Source organism: Aureimonas sp. ME7 (assembly GCF_903970965.1).
GTDB lineage: Bacteria > Pseudomonadota > Alphaproteobacteria > Rhizobiales > Rhizobiaceae > Aureimonas.
Genome location: NZ_CAJCKW010000007.1, coordinates 143,924 through 162,293 on the forward strand (window position 1 = coordinate 143,924; position 18,370 = coordinate 162,293).

At 69.3% G+C, this 18,370-nt stretch carries 16 protein-coding genes; 9 read left to right on the plus strand and 7 right to left on the minus strand.

All coding sequences use genetic code 11. The features are described 5' to 3' along the window. Positions 1-8 precede the first annotated feature (8 nt). The 7 genes from H7A85_RS13650 to H7A85_RS13680 all read right to left on the minus strand — a co-directional run bounded on the left by H7A85_RS13650 (position 9) and on the right by H7A85_RS13680 (position 8,048). Positions 9-1,025, minus strand: a complete 1,017-nt coding sequence (locus tag H7A85_RS13650) for a galactitol-1-phosphate 5-dehydrogenase (RefSeq protein WP_182086495.1) — start codon at positions 1,023-1,025, stop codon at positions 9-11. 24 nt (positions 1,026-1,049) lie between these two features. Further along, a complete protein-coding gene (locus H7A85_RS13655; RefSeq protein WP_244631189.1) occupies positions 1,050-2,189 on the minus strand; it encodes a glycerol dehydrogenase in 1,140 nt (379 codons plus the stop codon). 5 nt (positions 2,190-2,194) lie between these two features. Then, positions 2,195-2,953 (minus strand): SDR family oxidoreductase, encoded by a 759-nt coding sequence (locus H7A85_RS13660; RefSeq protein ID WP_182086496.1) that lies wholly within the window; start codon positions 2,951-2,953, stop codon positions 2,195-2,197. A gap of 35 nt (positions 2,954-2,988) precedes the next feature. Next, the gene (locus tag H7A85_RS13665; RefSeq protein ID WP_182086497.1) at positions 2,989-4,494 is read right to left on the minus strand and encodes an FGGY family carbohydrate kinase; all 1,506 of its coding nucleotides are present in this window, start codon (positions 4,492-4,494) and stop codon (positions 2,989-2,991) included. 9 nt (positions 4,495-4,503) lie between these two features. Next, complete coding sequence (locus tag H7A85_RS13670) at positions 4,504-5,493, minus strand: ABC transporter permease (protein WP_182086498.1); 990 nt, start codon at positions 5,491-5,493, stop codon at positions 4,504-4,506. Next, positions 5,490-6,998, minus strand: coding sequence for a sugar ABC transporter ATP-binding protein (locus H7A85_RS13675; RefSeq protein WP_182086499.1), 1,509 nt, complete (start codon positions 6,996-6,998; stop codon positions 5,490-5,492). The genes H7A85_RS13670 and H7A85_RS13675 overlap by 4 nt, the downstream gene beginning before the upstream one ends. Before the next feature lie 78 nt (positions 6,999-7,076). After that, entirely contained in the window at positions 7,077-8,048 is a 972-nt protein-coding gene (locus H7A85_RS13680) for a substrate-binding domain-containing protein (protein ID WP_182086500.1), read from the minus strand. 239 nt (positions 8,049-8,287) lie between these two features. Here H7A85_RS13680 and H7A85_RS13685 point away from each other — a divergent pair, with 239 nt between their 5' ends. From H7A85_RS13685 to H7A85_RS13725, 9 genes are all read left to right on the plus strand, one after another. Then, positions 8,288-8,911, plus strand: a complete 624-nt coding sequence (locus H7A85_RS13685; RefSeq protein WP_182086501.1) for a glucose-6-phosphate isomerase — start codon at positions 8,288-8,290, stop codon at positions 8,909-8,911. Next, positions 8,908-9,870, plus strand: coding sequence for a shikimate dehydrogenase (locus H7A85_RS13690; protein ID WP_182086502.1), 963 nt, complete (start codon positions 8,908-8,910; stop codon positions 9,868-9,870). Before H7A85_RS13685 ends, H7A85_RS13690 begins: the two co-directional genes overlap by 4 nt. A gap of 4 nt (positions 9,871-9,874) precedes the next feature. After that, the gene (locus H7A85_RS13695) at positions 9,875-10,801 is read left to right on the plus strand and encodes an NAD(P)-dependent oxidoreductase (RefSeq protein ID WP_182086503.1); all 927 of its coding nucleotides are present in this window, start codon (positions 9,875-9,877) and stop codon (positions 10,799-10,801) included. Then, complete coding sequence (locus H7A85_RS13700; RefSeq protein ID WP_244631190.1) at positions 10,798-11,682, plus strand: MBL fold metallo-hydrolase; 885 nt, start codon at positions 10,798-10,800, stop codon at positions 11,680-11,682. Before H7A85_RS13695 ends, H7A85_RS13700 begins: the two co-directional genes overlap by 4 nt. Before the next feature lie 65 nt (positions 11,683-11,747). After that, positions 11,748-12,629: an SIS domain-containing protein gene (locus H7A85_RS13705; RefSeq protein ID WP_182086504.1), complete on the plus strand. Its 882-nt coding sequence runs from the start codon at positions 11,748-11,750 to the stop codon at positions 12,627-12,629. A gap of 92 nt (positions 12,630-12,721) precedes the next feature. Continuing rightward, a complete protein-coding gene (locus H7A85_RS13710; RefSeq protein ID WP_182086505.1) occupies positions 12,722-14,260 on the plus strand; it encodes an altronate dehydratase family protein in 1,539 nt (512 codons plus the stop codon). Positions 14,261-14,271: 11 nt separating this feature from the next. Continuing rightward, entirely contained in the window at positions 14,272-15,240 is a 969-nt protein-coding gene (locus H7A85_RS13715; protein WP_210270257.1) for a GntR family transcriptional regulator, read from the plus strand. 156 nt (positions 15,241-15,396) lie between these two features. Further along, on the plus strand, positions 15,397-16,506 hold the full coding sequence (locus H7A85_RS13720; RefSeq protein WP_182086506.1) for an acyl-CoA dehydrogenase family protein: 1,110 nt from the start codon (positions 15,397-15,399) through the stop codon (positions 16,504-16,506). Then, entirely contained in the window at positions 16,503-17,882 is a 1,380-nt protein-coding gene (locus tag H7A85_RS13725) for a bifunctional PIG-L family deacetylase/class I SAM-dependent methyltransferase (RefSeq protein ID WP_182086507.1), read from the plus strand. Before H7A85_RS13720 ends, H7A85_RS13725 begins: the two co-directional genes overlap by 4 nt. Positions 17,883-18,370: the final 488 nt, after the last annotated feature.

Genomic DNA, 18,370 nt, shown 5'->3' on the forward strand with positions numbered 1-18,370 from the left:
GCGACCCCTCAAGGCCGGAACATGATCTTGGAGAAGAAGTCGTTTTTTCCCTTCAAGGTCTCGAACATGGCGGGAAGCTCTTCCAGAGGCAGTTCGTGGCTGATCATGAACTCCCACTGGAGCTTGCCGGTCACCAGCGCATCCAGCGTCACATGCCATTGCTTGCCGGGAAACGGCGCGCCGAACGAGTTCCAGGAGCCGTGGAGCGAGACCTCCTGGCGCAGGAAATGCTGGAAGGTGGCGTTGTCGAGGGACACGTCGCCGACCGGAATGCCGATAAAGACGACATGCCCGCCGGGCGCGGCCATGCGCGCGGCCGCGTTGATCGAGGACGGGTGGCCGGCCGCCTCGATGATGAGATCGCAGGCATGCTCGCGCGGCACCGTTTCGCCGGCGAGATAGGTGAAGTCGGCGCCCGCCTCGCGCGCTTGGGCGAGCTTGCGCTCCGACACGTCGACGGCGACGATCTCGGTGCAGCCCATCATGCGCATCCACTGGATGGCGAAGAGGCCGATCGGGCCGCAGCCGATCACCCCGCCCCGGTCGCCCATCGTGGGTTTCGCCTTCCAGATCGCGTGAAGGGCGATGGAGGCCGGGTCGGTCATCGCCACCGCGCGCGGGTCGGCATCCGCCGGCGCGCGCAGGAGATTGCCGGTCGGCACGGCGACGTATTCGGCATAGGCGCCGTCGCGGCGGCTGCCGAAATAATCGTAGTTGCGCGCGCGCGAGAAGTTGCCCGTCAAGGACTGGTCGCAGGGCTCGGTCGGGATGAGCGGGGCGACGGCCATCAGCTCGCCGACGCCAAACCCTTCCACCCCCTCGCCCAGCGCCTCGATCCGGCCGGAAAACTCGTGGCCGCAGATGAGGGGCATCTTGTGGGCGCCCTTCACCAGCATGCGCGGCAGGTCCGAGCCGCAGACGCCGACGGCATCGACCTTCAGAAGCACCTCGCCGGGGCCGGCGACGGGCTTGGGAACATCCTCGAGGCGAATGTCGCCGGGCGTATACATGACGGCTGCGCGCATGGAACTGGCTTTCGTGGCTTCAGGCTATCGGGCGTCGGGGACGAGACTGGAGGTGTAGGCGTCGAGCGCGAGGATCGCGTCCCGCACGATGGCGGCGGAGATCGGGGTCGCGACGCGGGTGAGAATCGCGCCGGGCTTCAGCGCGGCTTCGGCGACGCGCATCATCTCGTCCGGCCCCGCCCCTTCGAGATCGAGATCGGCAAGCGTCGTCGGCAGGCCGACCGAGCGGCAGAAGCGCGCGATCTCCTCGATCTCCGCGAGCGGGCGCCCTTCCAGCATGAGAAGGCAGAGCACGCCGAAGGCGACCTTTTCGCCATGGAAGAAGCGGCGCGTCTGCGGGAAGACCGTCAGCCCGTCGTGGATGCCGTGCGCGCCCGACACGCCGCAGTTCTCGAAACCGAGCCCCGAGAGAAGCGTGTTGGCCTCGATGATGTTCTCCACCGCCGGCGTCAGGAGGCCGCGCTCGGCGGCGAGCTTGGCCGCCAGCCCGTCGCGCATCAGCGTCTCGTGGCAGGCCCGCGCGATGGCGATGCCGGCGAGCGGGGCCGGCAGATAGGGGCGGATGAAGTTCGGCGAGCGCGATTCGAGATTGGAGCGTGCCTCGAAATAGGTGGAGAGCGCGTCGCCCATGCCGGCCACGAGAAAACGCACGGGCGCGGCCGCGATGAGCGCGCTGTCGAGGATCACGATGTCGGGGTTGCGCGGCAGCGAGATCGCCTCCTGCATCACCCCTTCTTCGTTGTAGCGCACCGCGATCGCGCTCGTCGGCGCGTCGGTGGAGGCGATGGTCGGCACGATGGCGATGCGCGCGCCGTTGCGGATCGCGGCGACCTTGGCCGTGTCGGCCGTCTTGCCGCCGCCGATCCCGACCACGACGTCGGCGCCGCCTTGAGCCACCAGCGCCGCCACGCGGTCGATCTCCGCCGTGCAGCATTCGCCGCCGAAGACTTCCATTCGCGCTGGGAGGCCGGCGGCCTCGAAGGATCGGCGGATCGAGGCGCCGTAGCGCTCCTCCACGATCCGGTCCACCAGAACGAACACCGACCCGCCGAAGTCCCGGACGTGTTCGGGGAGCCGTTCGATTTCGCCGGCGCGCTGGATGTAGCGGCCGGGTCCTCCATAGGCGCGCCCTTCGGCCGCCTGCCATCCCATTCCCGTCGTCATGGCGCTCACCATCCGCTAACGACGTAGCCGCCGTCGACGGGCAGCGTCGTCGCGGTGACGAAGAGGCTGGCGGGCGAGGCCAGGAACAGGACGGTGCCGACGAGGTCCTCCACCGTGCCCCAGCGCTTCAGCGCCGCCTTGCGCGCGATGGTCGGGCCGTGCTCGTCGTGGGTCCACAGGTCCTTGGTCATGTCGGTCTTGTGGTAGCCGGGCGCGATGGCGTTGACGCGGATGCCGTCCGCGCCGAAGCGATGGGCGAGCGCGCGCGTCAGTCCCATGATGCCGGTCTTGGACGCGCCGTAAGCCGGCACCCGCTCGTCGGCAAGATAGCTCAGCATGGAGGCGGTGTTGACGATGGCGCCCCGCGACGCCTTGAGGTGCGGATAGGCGGCCATCGAGAGGCGCATCGCGCCGTTGAGGTTGACGTCGATGACTTCCAGATAGGGCTCCTCCTCGTATTCGAGGTCGGGGCGCACGATGCCGGCCGTGTTGACGAGGACGTCGAGCGAAGGAAGCGCGCCCACGAACGCGTCCACCGCCGCCCGGTCGCGCACGTTCAATTGCGCGAAGCGGATGCCCGCGTTGGCGGGATCGGCCTTAGCGGCTTCCAGCTTTCCGGTCGAGGAGCCGGTGGCGACGACTTCGGCGCCGAGCCCGCGGAAGCCGCGCGCGATGGCGACGCCGATGCCGCTCGTCGCGCCCGACACGAGGACGCGTTTGCCGGCGAAGAGATCGGGCCGGAAGGTGGACAGGATTTCATCCATGGTTGGTCTTCCCCATTCATGTCGGAAACGATGCGTCAGCCGGCGGCCAAGGCGTCGAGGTCGTCGTAGAAACTTTGCGCGCCGTGATAGAGGCGGTCGAACACAGGCTGCATGCGGGCGTAGCGCTCGGCCCAGGCGGGATCGGGCGCGATCTCGGCACCGTAGCGCACCAGCGCATCCGCGCCGGCTTGCGGATCCGTGAAGCGCCCGGTCGCGACGCCCGCCATCACCGCGCAGCCGACGATGCCGCATTCGGCCTCTTCCGGCACCACGATCGGCCGGTCGTAGAGGCTCGCCTTGATGCGCAGCCAAAGCTCGGTCTTCGCCCCGCCCCCCGAGGCCACGACGCGCTCGAGCCGCGTGCCGGACGCGGATTCCATGATGCGAAGGTGGCGGGCGGAGGCGAAGGCGACGCCTTCCAGAACCGCGCGGTGGAGATGGGCGAGGCCGTGCCCGGCACCGAGGCCGAAGAACTGGGCGCGCGCGTTGCGATGCGCCCCCAACCGCTCGCCGGTGAGATACGGCACGAAGAACAGGGCGTCCGACCCGGCCGGCGCTTGCGCCGCGCGCGCCACGATCTCGTCGTAGCTTAAAGTCCGTTCGTGAAAGGCGCGGCGCGCCCAGCGCATGGCGTCGCCCCCCGTTTCCAGAAGCACGAAGCCGCCCCAATGGCCTTCCACCGTCGCGACGTTGCAGATCTCGGGATCGAGAAGCGGCGCGTGCGCGATCAGGGTCAGGATGCAGGACGTGCCCGTCACGTCGGAGGCAAGGCCCGGCCGGCAGACGCCCGAGCCGAGCAGCGACACCGGATAGTCCGCGCCGCCGACGAGAACCGGCGTTCCCTCGAGAAGTCCCGTTTCCAGGGCGGCGGCGGCCGTGACGCTGCCCAGAATCTCCGTCGGATTGCGGATCGGAGGCAGAAGCTTCACGTCGAGTCCCAGCCGCTCCACCATGGCAGGTGACCAAGCGCGCATCGCCGGGTTCATCAGGAAGGACGCGGACGCGTCGCCCGTATCCATCGCCCGCTCGCCGGTGAGGCGGAGGTTGATGTAGTCCTTGGGCATCAGGACGGTCTCGGCCGCCCCGTAGGACGCCGCGTCGTTTTCCTTCAGCCACTGAAGCTTGAAGCCGGGCCAAGCCGGCGTCGGCGGATTGCCGCTGTCGGTGAGATAGTCGCCGCCCGGATGCGCGCTCTCGAACGCGGACACGAGGCCGCTCGTGCGCTTGTCGTTCCAAAGCGGCACCGTGGCGCGGGTCGGCCGGTCGTTCGCGCCGACCAGCACCGTGCCGTGCATCTGGCCGCAGGCGGCGACGGCTGCGATGCGGCTTGCCGCGCCCTCGACCTCGTTCAGCACGGCGCGCACAGCCGCGACGACGCCCGTCCACCAGTCGGCCGCGCGCTGCTCGGCCCAGCCGAAGGCGGGCACGATCTGGTCGTGCTCGCGCGCGGCGATCGCCCGGATGCGCCCGTCCCCGCCGACAAGGGCGGCGCGCACGCTGCCGGTTCCGACGTCGATCGAAAGCGTGAGGTCTCGGTTCATGGACAAGCGTCAGCCCCGCAGCCGCCCGGTTCCGTACTGAAGCAGCATCGCGATCACGATGATGACGCCCATGTAGACCTGCTGGTGGTAGCCCGGCACGCCGCCGAGATTCATGATGTTGGCGATGATGCCCATGATGAGCGCGCCGAGCAGCGTGTTGATCACCCCGCCGCGCCCCCCCATCAGGCTGGCGCCGCCGATCACCACGGCAGCGATGACGTTGAGCTCGGCCCCGACGCCGACCTGCGCCGAGCCGACGCCGGTGCGCGCGGTGGAGATGACGCCGGCCACCGCCGCGAGCGCACCCGAAAGGACGTAGACGGCGAGGATATAGCGGGGCACGGCGATGCCCGACAGCCGCACCGCCTCCTCGTTGGAGCCGATCGCCTTCACGATGCGCCCGAAGCGGGTGAAGTTGAGGACGATGCCGCCGACCAGAAACACGGCGAACATCAGCCACACGGGCAAGGGCAGGCCGAAGGCGAAGCCGGAGCCGAAGTTCGAGATCGCCGCGCCTTCTTGCCCCAGCGGGATCGGCCGCCCGTCCGAGATGATGAGCGACAGGCCGCGCGCGATCGCCAGCATGGCGAGCGACATCACAAAGGACGGCAGCTTGAGGTAGGCGACGAAAAGGCCCGTCACCAACCCGCAGGCCATGCCCGACAGGATCACGAGGGCGACCGCCGACGCCTGACCGAAGCCGGCAAAATGGATGAAGTGGGCGGTCAGAACCGAACCGAGGGCGGCCACCGAGCCGACCGACAGGTCGATGCCGCGCGTCAGGATCACGAACAGCATGCCGACCGCCATGATGCCGGCGCCTGCCGCCACCTGCCGGAGCACGTTCAGAATGTTGATGCGGCTGAGAAAGGCGTCGGACCAGAAGCTCGCGGCCACCACGAGGACGAGGAAGATCGCGAGCGTCGCGAAGTGCTGGAGCAGCGAGGCGACGTCGATCCGACGCTCCGCTTTGCCCGGATTGTCTGCCAGCGTCGTCATGCGGCTTCACCTTCGATTGGAGCGGCCACCGAGCGGATCATGGCCAGGGACAGGAGGTTTTCCTCCGAGAAGCGATCGGGCCGAAGTTCGCCCCGGATCTCGCCCTCGCTCATCACGAGGACGCGGTCGCACAGGCCGAAAAGCTCCTGATGCTCGGAAGAGATGACGAGCACCGCCTTGCCGCCGAGCGCCAGCTTGTCGATCAGGGCGTAGATCTCGGTCTTCGCCCCGACATCGACGCCGCGCGTCGGCTCGTCGAGAATGATGACGTCGCCGCCGGCGTGAAACCACTTGGCGAGCACCACCTTCTGCTGGTTGCCGCCCGACAGGCTGGAAACGGGGGCATCGACGCCGGCCGATTTGAGGCGAAGGCTCGCGCCCAGCGCCTCCACCAGACCCTTTTCGCGGCGCCGGCGCAGGAAGCCGAGCGGGCCGGTCACGGCCGACATGCGGGCCATGGTGGCGTTGATGCGGATGGCGTTGTCGAGAACGACGCCCTCGTGCTTGCGGTCCTCGGGCACGAGGCCGATGCCGGCGCGGACCGCCGCGCGGGGCGAGGCGAAGCGGGTCACCTTCCCCCGGACGCGGATTTCGCCCCCTTCCGGCGCGTCGGCGCCGAACAGGAGACGGGCGACCTCGGTGCGGCCCGCCCCGACGAGCCCGCCGAGCCCGACCACCTCGCCGGCCCGAAGCTGGAGCGACACGCCGCGCACCTTGGCGCCGCGCCTGAGGTTTTCCGCTTCCAGCACCACCTCGCCGATCTCCCGGCGGCCCCGCTCGGGAAACATCGCGGCCAGCGGGCGGCCGACCATCATGCGGATCAGCTCGTCCACGGTGATGTCGGAAGCGGTGACGGTGCCGACGAGCTGCCCGTCCTTCATCACCGTCATCCGGTCGGAAATGCGCATCACCTCGTCGAGGCGATGAGAGATGTAGACGATGCCGACGCCGTTCCGGCGGAGGCCGTCGATGATGCCGTGGAGGCGCTCGGCATCGCGCGCGGAGAGAACCGCCGTCGGCTCGTCGAAGACGATGATGCGCACCTCGCGGGCCAAGGCTTTCGCGATCTCGACCACCTGCTGGTGGGCGACCGCGAGGCTGCCGACGGTGCGGCCGGGATCGATGGCGAATCCCAGGCGATCGAGAAGCGCCTTGGCGCGGGACTTGAGCTGGCCCCAGGCGATGACACCCGGCAGTTCGCCGAGGAAAATGTTTTCCGCCACCGTCAGGTCGGGGGCGAGCGCCAGTTCTTGGTGGATCACGGCGATGCCCCGGGCACGCGCCTCTCGCGGGTCGCGCATGACGACGCTCTCGCCGCCGATCGACACGGTGCCGCCGGTCGGCAGCATCTCGCCGCCGAGAACCCGCATCAGGGTGGACTTGCCGGCCCCGTTCTCGCCGAGCAGCGAATGTACCTCGCCGGCGCGCACGTCGAAATCGACGCCGCGCAGGGCGTGGATGCCGCCGAAGGATTTGGTGATGGCCGTCAGACGGGCGAGTTCCAAGAGCTCGGCCTCCCGCGAATGGATAAGGGAGGCGGCGGACCACGAAGATCCGCCGCCCGGCAATCCTTCACGACCCGGTCAGAACACCGCGTCGGCGCGGTAGTACTGGTCCACGTTGTCCTTGGTGATCACGGCCGGCTCGGTGAGCTTGAGCTTCGGGAAACCGGCTTCCAGCTTGCCGTTCAGGGCGTCCAGACCGATGTCGACGGCCGTGCGCGCCACGAGATCGGGATCGTTGAGGCCGGTCGCGCCGTACTTGCCCTCCTTGATGGCGGCGAGCGCCTCCTTCTGGCCGTCGGCGGCCGCCAGCACGAGAACGTCGCTGGCTCCGACGCCCTCCAGCGCCTTGATCGCGCCGAGCGCCATGGAGTCGTTTTCGCCGAGCACGACGTTGATGTCGGGATGGGCGGTCAGAAGATCCTCGGCCGCCTTCAGGCCGCCTTCCTGCTCCCAGCTCCCCCAGCCCTGGCCGACCACTTCGAAGGAGGCCTTGCCCTCGCCCGTCAGTTGGCCTTCCACGAGGCCCTTGAAGACGCCGAGCCGGCGGTCGCGCCCGACCTCATTCCCTTGCGCGCCCGACAGGAGCGCGATCTTCATCGGGGTGCCCTGCATGCGCTTGGCGAGCCATTGACCGACGAGATAGCCGTTCTGGTCGTTGGAGGAGCGCACCTGGGTGACGACGTCGGCATTCGGGTTGATGGAGGAGTCCATCACCACGACCTTGACGCCGGCGGCCGTCGCCGCGTTCGCCGCCGCGACCAGCCCTTCGGGGTCGCGCGGGTTCAAGATCAGGAGGTTGACGCCCTTGGCGACCATGTCCTCCACGTCGGCGATCTGCTTGTTCATGTCGTTCTGGCCGTCGGAGGTCGAGACCTCGCAGCCGGCCTTCTTGGCCTGGTCGAGCGCGGCCGCCTGTTGGGCGGCAAAGTAGGGGGCGCTCAGCGTGTACATGGCAACGCCGACCTTGCAGTCGGCAGCCTGGGCCGCACCGCCGGCCAACGTCGTCAAAGCGACCGCCAGCAGGCAACCCGAAAGGGGCAGTGACTTCATCTCCATCCTCCACAGATCGGGCGCATCCTCCCTGCCCGCCTTGTAGCTTAGGTACACAATTGACAAGCCGTCAACCGCCGCAATAGGCATTATGTTACGATTTTCACATTGGTTCTGCCATTTCGCGTTGCGATCATCCCGATGTTGCACTGCGGAAACCGTCATGCAGCACGATTTTCCGTTGCAATCCGTGAGCGACCTCGGTTCAATGTAGTAATTCTACAATTTGGAGACGCTTCATGCGCGAGCCGGGTGTATTCACGGTCGATATCGAACGGGGCGAGCTACGCGGCGCGGCCACGCGCTACCGGAAGACGCTGGGCGATCTAGCCGGGCTCTACGAAGACGATGCGGCCTTCGAGACGCGCCTTGCCGAACTCGGCCCCGAGGCCGTGATGTACGAGGTGACCGACCACAAGCCGTCGGCGGACGCCGGCGACATGATCATCGGCGTCACGCGCATGGCGCCGGGCCGGATCGGGCGCGAATTCTTCCTGACGCGCGGCCATATCCACGCCCGGGCCGACCGGCCCGAAATGTACTACGGCGAGGCCGGCACCGGCCTGATGCTCCTGGAATCGCCCGAAGGCGAGGTGCGCATCGTCGAGATGAGGCCGCGCACGCTCTGCTACGTGCCGCCCTTCTGGATCCACCGATCGGTGAATGTCGGAGCGGACGATCTCGTGATGACCTTCGCCTATCCAGCCGATGCGGGGCAGGACTACGACATCATCGCCCGGTCGGGGGGCATGCGCCAGCGCATCGTCGACGACGGACAGGGCGGCTGGCAGGCCGTGGACAATCCGGCCTGGACCCCTCGCTCGGCGGAAGCGATCGCGGCGCTGAAGGAACCGGCGCGATGAACACGGTATCCGCGCCCTACCCGCCCGCCGCGCGCCCGACCTTCTACTTCATCGGCGTGACCACGGGCCAAAGCTCGATCATGAATGTGTTTCCGGCCTGGGCGCGCTTTCTGGGTCTCGATGCCGAAATCCGCGGGATCGACCTGCCCCTGCATGCCGATGCGGCGGCCTATCGCGAGGTCGTTTCCTTCATCAGGCAAGATCCCCTGTCGGTCGGGGCCCTCGTGACGACGCACAAGATCGACCTCTTCAAGGCGGCGCACGACCTCTTCGACGAGATCGACCCCCATGCCCGGCTGATGGACGAGACGAGCTGCATCTCCAAGCGCGACGGCCGGCTCGTCTGCCACGCCAAGGACCCGATCACCTCCGGTCTGGCGCTCGACGGCTTCCTGCCGCCCCGCCATTTCGAGCGAACCCGCGCGGAGTTGTTCTCCATGGGGGCCGGGGGCTCGACCATCGCGCTCACCTGGCATCTCATGCAGGCGAGCCGGGGCTCCGACCGCCCCTCGCGAATCGTCGTGTCCAACCGCAGCCAGGCGCGGCTCGATGACATCCAGCGCATCCACCGGGCGATGAAAACGGATGTGCCGGTCACCTACGTCCTCGCGCCTCGTCCGGGGGACAACGACGCCGTTCTCGCGTCGCTGAAAGCCGGATCGCTGGTGATTAACGCGACGGGCCTCGGCAAGGACGCGCCGGGATCGCCGCTGACCAACGCCGGCCGCTTTCCCGAGAACGGGGTCGTCTGGGACCTGAACTATCGCGGCGACCTCGTCTTCCTCGCCCAGGCGCGGTTGCAGGCGGAAAGCCGCCGGCTCCAGGTGGAGGACGGCTGGACCTACTTCCTCTACGGCTGGAGCCAAGTCATCGCCGAAGTGTTCGCGATCGACATTCCGCCGACCGGCCCGCGCTTCGACGAGATCGCCGCGATCGCCCGGCGCGCCGCGAAGGCTTGAGATCGTGGAGCGCATTCTCGTCACCCCGCGCTCGCTCACCCTCGCCCCGCATCCGCTGGTGGAGCGGCTGCGCGAGCAGCGCTTCGAGATCGTCTACTCGGCGCCCGATACGCTCCCGGACGAGGCCGAGCTTTGCCGGCTCCTGCCCGGCGCGGTGGGCTGGCTGGCCGGCGTCGAGCCGGTCTCGCCTGCCGTGATCGCCCGCGCCGACGCGCTTCGCGTCGTCAGCCGCAACGGCAGCGGCACCGACAACCTGCCCCTGCCGCTTCTGGCCGAGCGCGGCATCACCGTGTGCCGGGCCGACGGGGGTAACGCTGCGGGCGTCGCGGAACTCGCGATCGCCCTGGCGCTGTCGGCGCTGCGCCAGATCCCCTTCGCCGACGCCGGCCTGAAGGCGGGCGAATGGCGACGCCGCAGGGGGCGCGAGATTCGCGGCCGCAAGGTCGGCATCGTCGGCTGCGGCGCGGTGGGCGGCGAAGTGGCACGACTGTTCTCGGCGCTCGGCGCCGATATTCTCGCCTTCGACCCCGCGCGGCCCGAACTCCATGTGGAGCCCGGACGCCTTCGCTGGGTGGACTTGGCCAGTCTTTTCGCCGAGTGCGACCTCGTTTCCTTCCACTGCCCCGCCATGCCGGGCAACCGTCCGCTTCTCGACCGCGCCGCGCTCGCCACCTTGCGCGAGGGCGCCGTCGTGGTGAACACCGCGCGCGCCAGCCTCGTGGACGAGGAGGCGATGCTGGAAGCGCTTGATGCCGGCCGCCTGTTCGCCTATGCGACCGACGTGTTTCCCGAGGAGCCACCGCGCTCGCGCGCGCTTCCCGGCCATTCGCGGGTGATCGCCACGAGCCATGTCGGCGGCTTCACGGCGGAAAGCGTCGATCGCGTCACCGAGCTCGCGGTGCGAAACCTTCTCAGCGTTCTTCGCCCGTGACGAGCCGTTTCGATGCCCTGTCCCTAACGGAGCCTTTGGGCGAACGGCTGGCGGGCGAGCCCTCTCCCGGCTCCCGCCACGTGTCGCTGTTCTGGCTGGGCCAAGCCGGCTTCGTTCTGGAAGGGGCGGGATGCCGCATCCTGATCGACCCCTACCTGTCGGATTCGCTCCACGTGAAATATGCCGGCAGCGCGACGCCACACGACCGTATGATGCCGGCCCCGATCGCTCTCCAGGCGCTCGGCCGGGTGGACCTCGTTCTCCTCACCCATCGCCACACCGACCACATGGACTCCGAAACGCTTCGCCCGCTGGCCGAGCGGTTTCCGGCCGCGCGCTTCGTGGTCCCCGCCGCCGAACGCGACGAGGCCCTCAGGCGCATCGGGACAGTGGCGAACCGCCTGCTGCCCATGGATGCCGGTGAGGCACTGGAGCCGCTGCCCGGCGTCCGGCTCCACGCGGTGCGCGCCGCGCACGAAACGCTGGAACGCGACGCCGACGGCCGCCACCGCTTCCTCGGATACGGGGTGACGCTCTCCGGCGTCACCGTCTTCCATTCCGGCGACACCGTCCCCTTCGAGGGTCAGGTCCGTGAGGTGGCGGCGCTCGCGGCCGACATCGCGCTTCTGCCGGTGAACGGGCGCTCCCCAGCGCTCCGTGCGGCCGGGATCGCCGGCAACATGACGGCGCGCGAGGCGGCCGCGCTCGGCGCGGCGGCCGGCATCCCGGTGGTCCTCGCCCATCACTACGGCATGTTCGCCTTCAACACGGCCGATCCGGGGGAGATCGACCGGGTGGGCGCCGAGACGCGGCCCTTGCGCTTCGAACGCGCGCGGCTCGGCGTGGAATACCGGCTGGAGCGGAGCAGGACCGCCGGTTGACGCTTCCCCCCGGCGATGGACATGGTGCACTGGCGGCACGAGGAGCCGAACGGTCGGAGCGCGGTGTGACGCAATCGAACACGACAACCGCCGCGCCCACGCGCAACATCCTGGAAATCGTGCGCGACACGCACGATGCCCTTCGCAAGTCGGAGCGCAAGGTCGCCGATCTCGTCCTCGCCGACCCGCAAGTCGTGCTCGGCATGACGCTGGCGGAAACGGCGGCGCAGGCCGATGTCAGCCAGCCGACGGTGATCCGCTTCTGCAACGCGCTCGGCTGCACCGGATACCAGGAGTTTCGCCTGCGCCTCGCACGCGGCCTCGCGCTCGGCACGCCTGCCACCCATTCCGTGCTGCGGCCGAGTGACCCGCCCGGCGCGGTGGTGGAGAAGATCTTCGACTACACGCTGACGAGCCTCGACTGGGCGCGCCGCAATCTCGACGCCGTCGCCGTGGAAGCGGCGATCGAGGCGCTTCTCCAGGCCCGCTCGATCCAGTTCTTCGGCTTCGGGGCATCCGGCATCGTGGCGCGCGACGCGCAGCAGAAGTTCCCGCTCTTCGGGGTTCCCTGCGGGGCCGAGCTCGATTCGCACCAGCAGATCATGTCCGCCTCCGTGCTGAGGTCCGGCGACGTCGCGGTGGTAATCTCCAACACCGGGCGCACCCGCTCGCTGATCGAGATCGCCGACGTCGCGAGAGAAGGGGGCGCCACCGTGATCGGCATCACCGGATCGCGCGAGGCGCTCGGGCCCCATTGCGACATCGTCCTCGTGGCCGAAACCTTGGACAATACCGACGTCTACACCCCGACGATCTCTCGCATCGCCGCCCTCGTCGTGATCGACATCCTGTCAACCGCCGTGGGCTTGCGCCGGGCGCACGCCTCCGGCCAGCGTTTCGAGGCGATGAAACGGCGCCTCAACGCCCTGCGCACGCACGAGGACTGACGAGGCAGCCCATCGGCGCTTGACGCGGCGCTCCCGAAGGTAGAATGACTATTGTCTGCAAAGGTCATTCTTGAGACTTGGGGAGGACTTCGATGTCCACGGTTCTCGATGCGCGCGCCACGATCCTTCTGAACCCGGCCGACACGGTCGCCGTGGCGCGCCGCGCGCTGGCAGCGGGCGAGGATACCGGGATCGCGGGCGTGCGCGCCGGCGCCGAGATCCCGAGTGGGCACAAGGTCGCCATCCGCGCCATCCGCGCGGGCGAGGAGGTCCTGAAATATGGGCAGGCGATCGGTCATGCGGCCGTGGACATCCAGCCGGGAGACCATGTCCACCTGCACAATCTCGCCATGCACGACAGCCACGTCACCCACGAGTTCGCCGCCGACGCGCGCGCAACGCCGCTCCTGCCGGAAGCCGAGCGCCGCACCTTTCAAGGGTACCTGCGCGCCGACGGGCAGGTCGGCACGCGCAACTATATCGGCATCGTGTCCTCGGTGAACTGCTCGGCCACCGTGTCGCGCGCCATCGCCGACCATTTCAACCGGCGCGGCGGGCTCGACGGCTTCCCGAACGTCGACGGTGTCGTGGCGCTGACGCACGGCCAGGGCTGCGCGCTCAACCTCAAGACGGAAGGCTACGCCTATCTCGCCCGAACGCTGTCGGGCTACGCGCGCAATCCGAACTTCGGCGCGATCCTGATGATCGGGCTCGGCTGCGAAAGCAACCAGATCTCCTTCATCACCGACAAGTACGGGCTGGAGGAAGGCCCGCTCCTGCGCACGATGACGATCCAGCAGCTCGGCGGCACGAGGAAGACCGTCGAGGAGGCGAGCGCCATCATCGGCGAGATGCTGCCCACCGTGAACGCGGCGCAGCGCACGACCCAGCCCCTGTCGAAGCTCAAGCTCGCGCTCGAATGCGGCGGCTCGGACGGCTATTCCGGCATTTCCGCCAATCCGGCGCTTGGGGCGGCGTCCGACCTTCTCGTTCGCAACGGAGGCACCGCGTGCCTAGCCGAAACGCCCGAGATCTACGGCGCCGAGCATCTCCTGACGCGCCGCGCCGTGACGCCGGCGGTCGCCCAGAAGCTGATGGACCGGATCGACTGGTGGCGCGACTATACCGCCCGCCACGGCGCCGAGCTCAACAACAACCCCTCCCACGGCAACAAGGCGGGCGGGCTGACGACGATCCTGGAAAAATCGCTCGGCGCGGTCGCCAAGGGCGGCACCATGCCGCTGGAAGCGGTCTACGAGTATGCGGAAGCCATCGACCGGACCGGCTTCGTGTTCATGGATACGCCGGGATACGACCCGGTGGCGGTGACCGGTCAGATCGCCGGCGGCTGCAACATGCTGATCTTCACCACGGGCCGAGGCTCGGTGTCGGGCTGGAAGCCGGTGCCCACGATCAAGGTCGCCACCAACAACGACATGTTCGAGCACATGAGCGACGACATGGACGTCAATTGCGGGGGGATCGTCACCGGCGAGGAAACGATCGAACAATCGGGGACACGGATGTTCGAGTTCCTCTTGGAGGTCGCCTCCGGCCGCCGCACCCAGAGCGAGATCTACGACTACGGCGACAACGAGTTCGTGCCCTGGCAGCTCGGCGCCATCACCTGACCGCCGGCGCCGTGGCCTTGGCGAAGCAGCCGTCCTACGCGCGGATCGGGCGGACCTTGCGCGATCGGATCGGGGCGGGCGCGCTTCCCCCCGGCGCCGTGCTCCTGGAAGGGGCGATCGCTTCGCTCTTCGGCGCCAGCCGGTCCACCGTCCGGCAGGCGCTGGCCGAGCTGGAGCGAGATGGGCTCGTTTCGCGCTTTTCCGGGCGCGGCCTTCTGGTCGCAGGCGGTTGCGAACCGCTGCGGCTCGACCTGACGCCGGACCATCTCGGGCTCGAGGACGACCCGCCCGAGACGGCTCCCCGCACCGACGGACTCTATTACGAGGTAGAGCGCGAGATCCTGACGCGCTCGATGTTCGGCCGGTTCCGCGTCAACGAGCTGGCGCTCGCCCGCCACTACGGCGCGAGCCGGGCGCTCGCCCGCGACCTTCTTCTCAAGGCGCAAGGGGCGGGCATCGTCGCCAAGGGCGAGCGGGGCCATTGGTGGATCGTGCCGCTGGACGAAACGCGCATCCGCGACCTCTACGAGCTGCGCGAGCTTCTGGAGCCCGTGGCGCTGCGCGCCGCCGCGCCCCATCTGCCCGAAGGCCTGGTGGAGGGCATGCGCGATCGCCTTCGCGAAAGCCTCGACCCCTTCGGCGATCTCGACATCGACACGCTCGACGCGCTGGAGCAGGATCTTCACACGACCTGTCTCGGCTTCTGCCCGAACGGCGAGATCGTCGGCTCGCTGCACCGGGCGCGCGCCTCGCTGATTCCCGGCAAGCACATGCAGAAGATTCTCCTGGCTCCGGATGCACGCGACTCCTTCATGGCCGAGCATCTCGACATCCTCGACGCGCTCCTGGCGGCCGAGACCGAGCGGGCGAGCGTACGCTTGGCCGAGCATCTCGCGATCTCGCGCGAAAAGGCCGTCCACCGCCTCCACGAGTTTCTGGCGAGGTTCCAGCCGACCGCGATCGCCTATATCCTCGAATAGGGTGCTTGGCCCCGACGCCATTTGATCGAACCTGCCGCACCCGCCTGTGGTCCGCGGGATGCTAAGCTCGGCCCCGAATCGATCGCGGCCCGTCTTCGGCCTCGCGAAGCCTGCGCGAACCCCTGTCGCCGGCCCTATGGAACAGGTGACACGCGTTTGCTTCCCACGCCCCCGGCCGACCGCTCCTTCATCGCTCCCCTTCTGACGGACCTTGGGGAGGCCATCGCCGCCGACCGGGAAGGACCGGCGCGCCTCGGCCTCGACGTCCTCGCCCGGCACGGCCTGCACCGGCGCTTCGCCGAGCCCGCGCCCGGCGGCGGCTACCGGTACGCCGGCACCTGGGACGTGGTTCTCGAACTGCTGGCGGGCGTCGGCGGGGTGGACCTGTCCACCGCGCGCCTTCTGGAAGGCCATCTCAACACGCTCCAGCTCGTCGCCCTCTATGGGACGCAGGTGCAGCAGGGGCGCGTCCTCGGCTGGCTGGACGAGGGTGGATGGCTCGGCGTCTGGGGCGCGGACGGCGAGGTGCCGCTGCGCCTCAGGCCCGACGCGCAGGGCGGCGGCCGGCTCGAAGGTGCCAAGCGCTACGCCTCGGGCGCCGGAACGCTGCGCGGCGCGCTGGTACCTGTCGGTGACGACGCGGGCGTTCTCCAGCTCCTGCTCCTCTCCGTCGACGATCCGGCCCGCGTCGACCTGTCCACCTGGAACCAGCGCGGCATGCGGCGCACGGCGTCCGGCACATATCGCTTCGACGGGATCGAGATCGGAGCCGAAGACATCGTCGGCGCGCCCAACGACTACAAGCGGGAGCCCTTCTTCGTCGGCGGCATCTGGCGCTGCGCCGCAGCCCAGCTCGGCGCGCTGGAGGCGATCGTCGCCCTCATGGTGACCGAGCTTTCCGCCAACGGGCGCGACGCCAGTCCCTTGCAGATGATGCGCATCGCCACCGCCATCATGCGTGCGCGCACCGCCCGGTTCTGGGTGGAGGATGCGGCGCAGCGTGTCGAACTCTGTCCCCCGGATGCCGATGAGGCCGACATCCTGCGCATCACCGCCTGCTCGGCGCTCGCCCGCGTCACCCTGGAAAACGCGGCGATGGAGGTGATCGATCTCGCCGAGCGCGCGCTCGGCCTCGGCTCCTTCGCGCTCGGTCATCCGGCCGAAGCCCTGACGCGCGATCTCGCCGTCTACATCCGCCAGGCCAACCCGGACGGGACGCTGATCCAGCACGGCCGTGCGCTCGCCAAGGACTGGATCCGCCGATGACCGACACGACGCTGGGAGCCTGGAACGCACGCGTGGCAGAGGCGCCCGTCGCGGAAGTCGAACGGCTGATCGGCGCGGGCGCGCTCGTCGTCGTCTCGCCCCATCCCGACGACGAGACGATCGCCTGTTCCGGCCTCGTTCTCGGCGCCGTGCGCCTCGGGCGCCCGGTCGGGCTCGTGGCGCTGACGGACGGCGGCCACTCGCATCCCGGCTCGCGCGAATATCCGCCTCAGCGCCTCGCCACCATCCGCGTCGAGGAGCAGCGGCAAGCCCTCGCACAGCTTGGCTGCACGCCGGCCGCCGAACTCCGCCTCGGGCTGCCCGACGGCGCCTCGGGCCGCGACCCCGCCTTCCCGGCGGCCGTGGAGCTGGTGATCGAGCTTTGCCGGCGCCTGGGCGCCACCGCGCTCGCCGCCCCGCATCCCGACGACCCCCATCCCGACCACCATGCGGCCGCCGCCCTCGCGCTTGAGGTGCGCCGCGCCCTGCCGAGCCTGCGCATCCTGTTCTACGAGGTGTGGACGCGGCGCCTGCCCCCCGAAACCCCGTTCCGCGACGCCGGGCTCACGCCGTTTCGCGTCGCCACCGACCCCGCTCTAAAGGCCCGGGCGCTGGATGAGCATGCCAGCCAGCTTGGCCGCGTGGTGCGCGACGACCCTCAAGGCTTCGTGCTGCCGCCCTGGTTCCTCCGGGCGCTGGACACGCCGATGGAATGGGTGTCGTGGCTCGCCATGCCCGGCGCAGTGCCGGCGCCCGAGCACTTCGCCCGGCTTTATGCCGACGACGGCGACCCCTGGCATGCGCGCTCCTCGGCCTACGAGGCGGAAAAGCGCGAGGCGGCGGTGCGCCTCCTCGGGTCTCGCCGCTACGAGCGCGCGCTGGAAGCAGGCTGCGGCGAAGGCCACCTGACGGCGGCGCTTGTCCAGACCGGCGTTGCGCGCTCGGGTCTCGGGGTGGACCGCGAGCCCGCGATCGTCGAGCGGGCCGCGCGCCGCTATGGGGAAACGGGCGCCGCCTTTCGGGTCGGCAGCCTGCCGGACGACCTGCCGGACGGTCCCTTCGACCTCGTGGTCTTTTCCGAGGTCCTGTATTTCCTGGACGAGGACACGCTCGGGAAGCTCGCCCGCCGCCTGCCCGCGCTCCTGACGGAAGGGGCCGATCTTCTTCTCGTGTCCTATCTCGGACCCACCGACACGCCGCTGCCGGGCCGAGAGGCGGCGGATTTCCTCGTGGCCTCGCTGGGCTCGCGCGTCACCTGCCAAGAGATTCGCGAAACGCCGGACTACCGGATGGAACGTCTCGAATGGCGTCCCGCATCCGGAGAAGCGCCGGCAGATGATGCCGCAGGTCGGACAGGCGCATCCGGCATCGCGTGAGCTTCGGGCTGAGGTCCTCGGCCTCCGCCCAGGCGAGCCCGTTTCCGACCGAAGCCAGGCGCCGAGCCGCGTCGACGTCCAGACCCAGCGAGCGGAGAAGCTCCAGCCGCTCGCCCTGCGTGCGCGCTTCGCCGAACCGGCGCCGCGAACGAAGGCGCAGGAGCAGCGCGGCAGGCGGCTCCAGCGTCTCGTCCACCACGGGATCGCCTTCCGTCCGGTTGCGCAGGAGCTCGTCGGCCAGCCCGCCGCGCGCGCGCCCGTCCAGCCGGCACGAGGTTTCGACGCAAGGGCCCTGCGAATAGCGGATGCGCAGCCTGAGCGCCTCGCAGCGGCGGCGAAACGCCCGATCCTCGGCGAAGGCGGGCGTCGGCAGCGGCCCGGCGCGCCGGTAGGCCGCGCCCGTGACCGCGAAGTTCGCCCCGCCGATATTGCCATGGTGCGGCCAGGGGTTGTCCGGGTCGGGCAGGACGAGGGCGGCCAAGTGACGG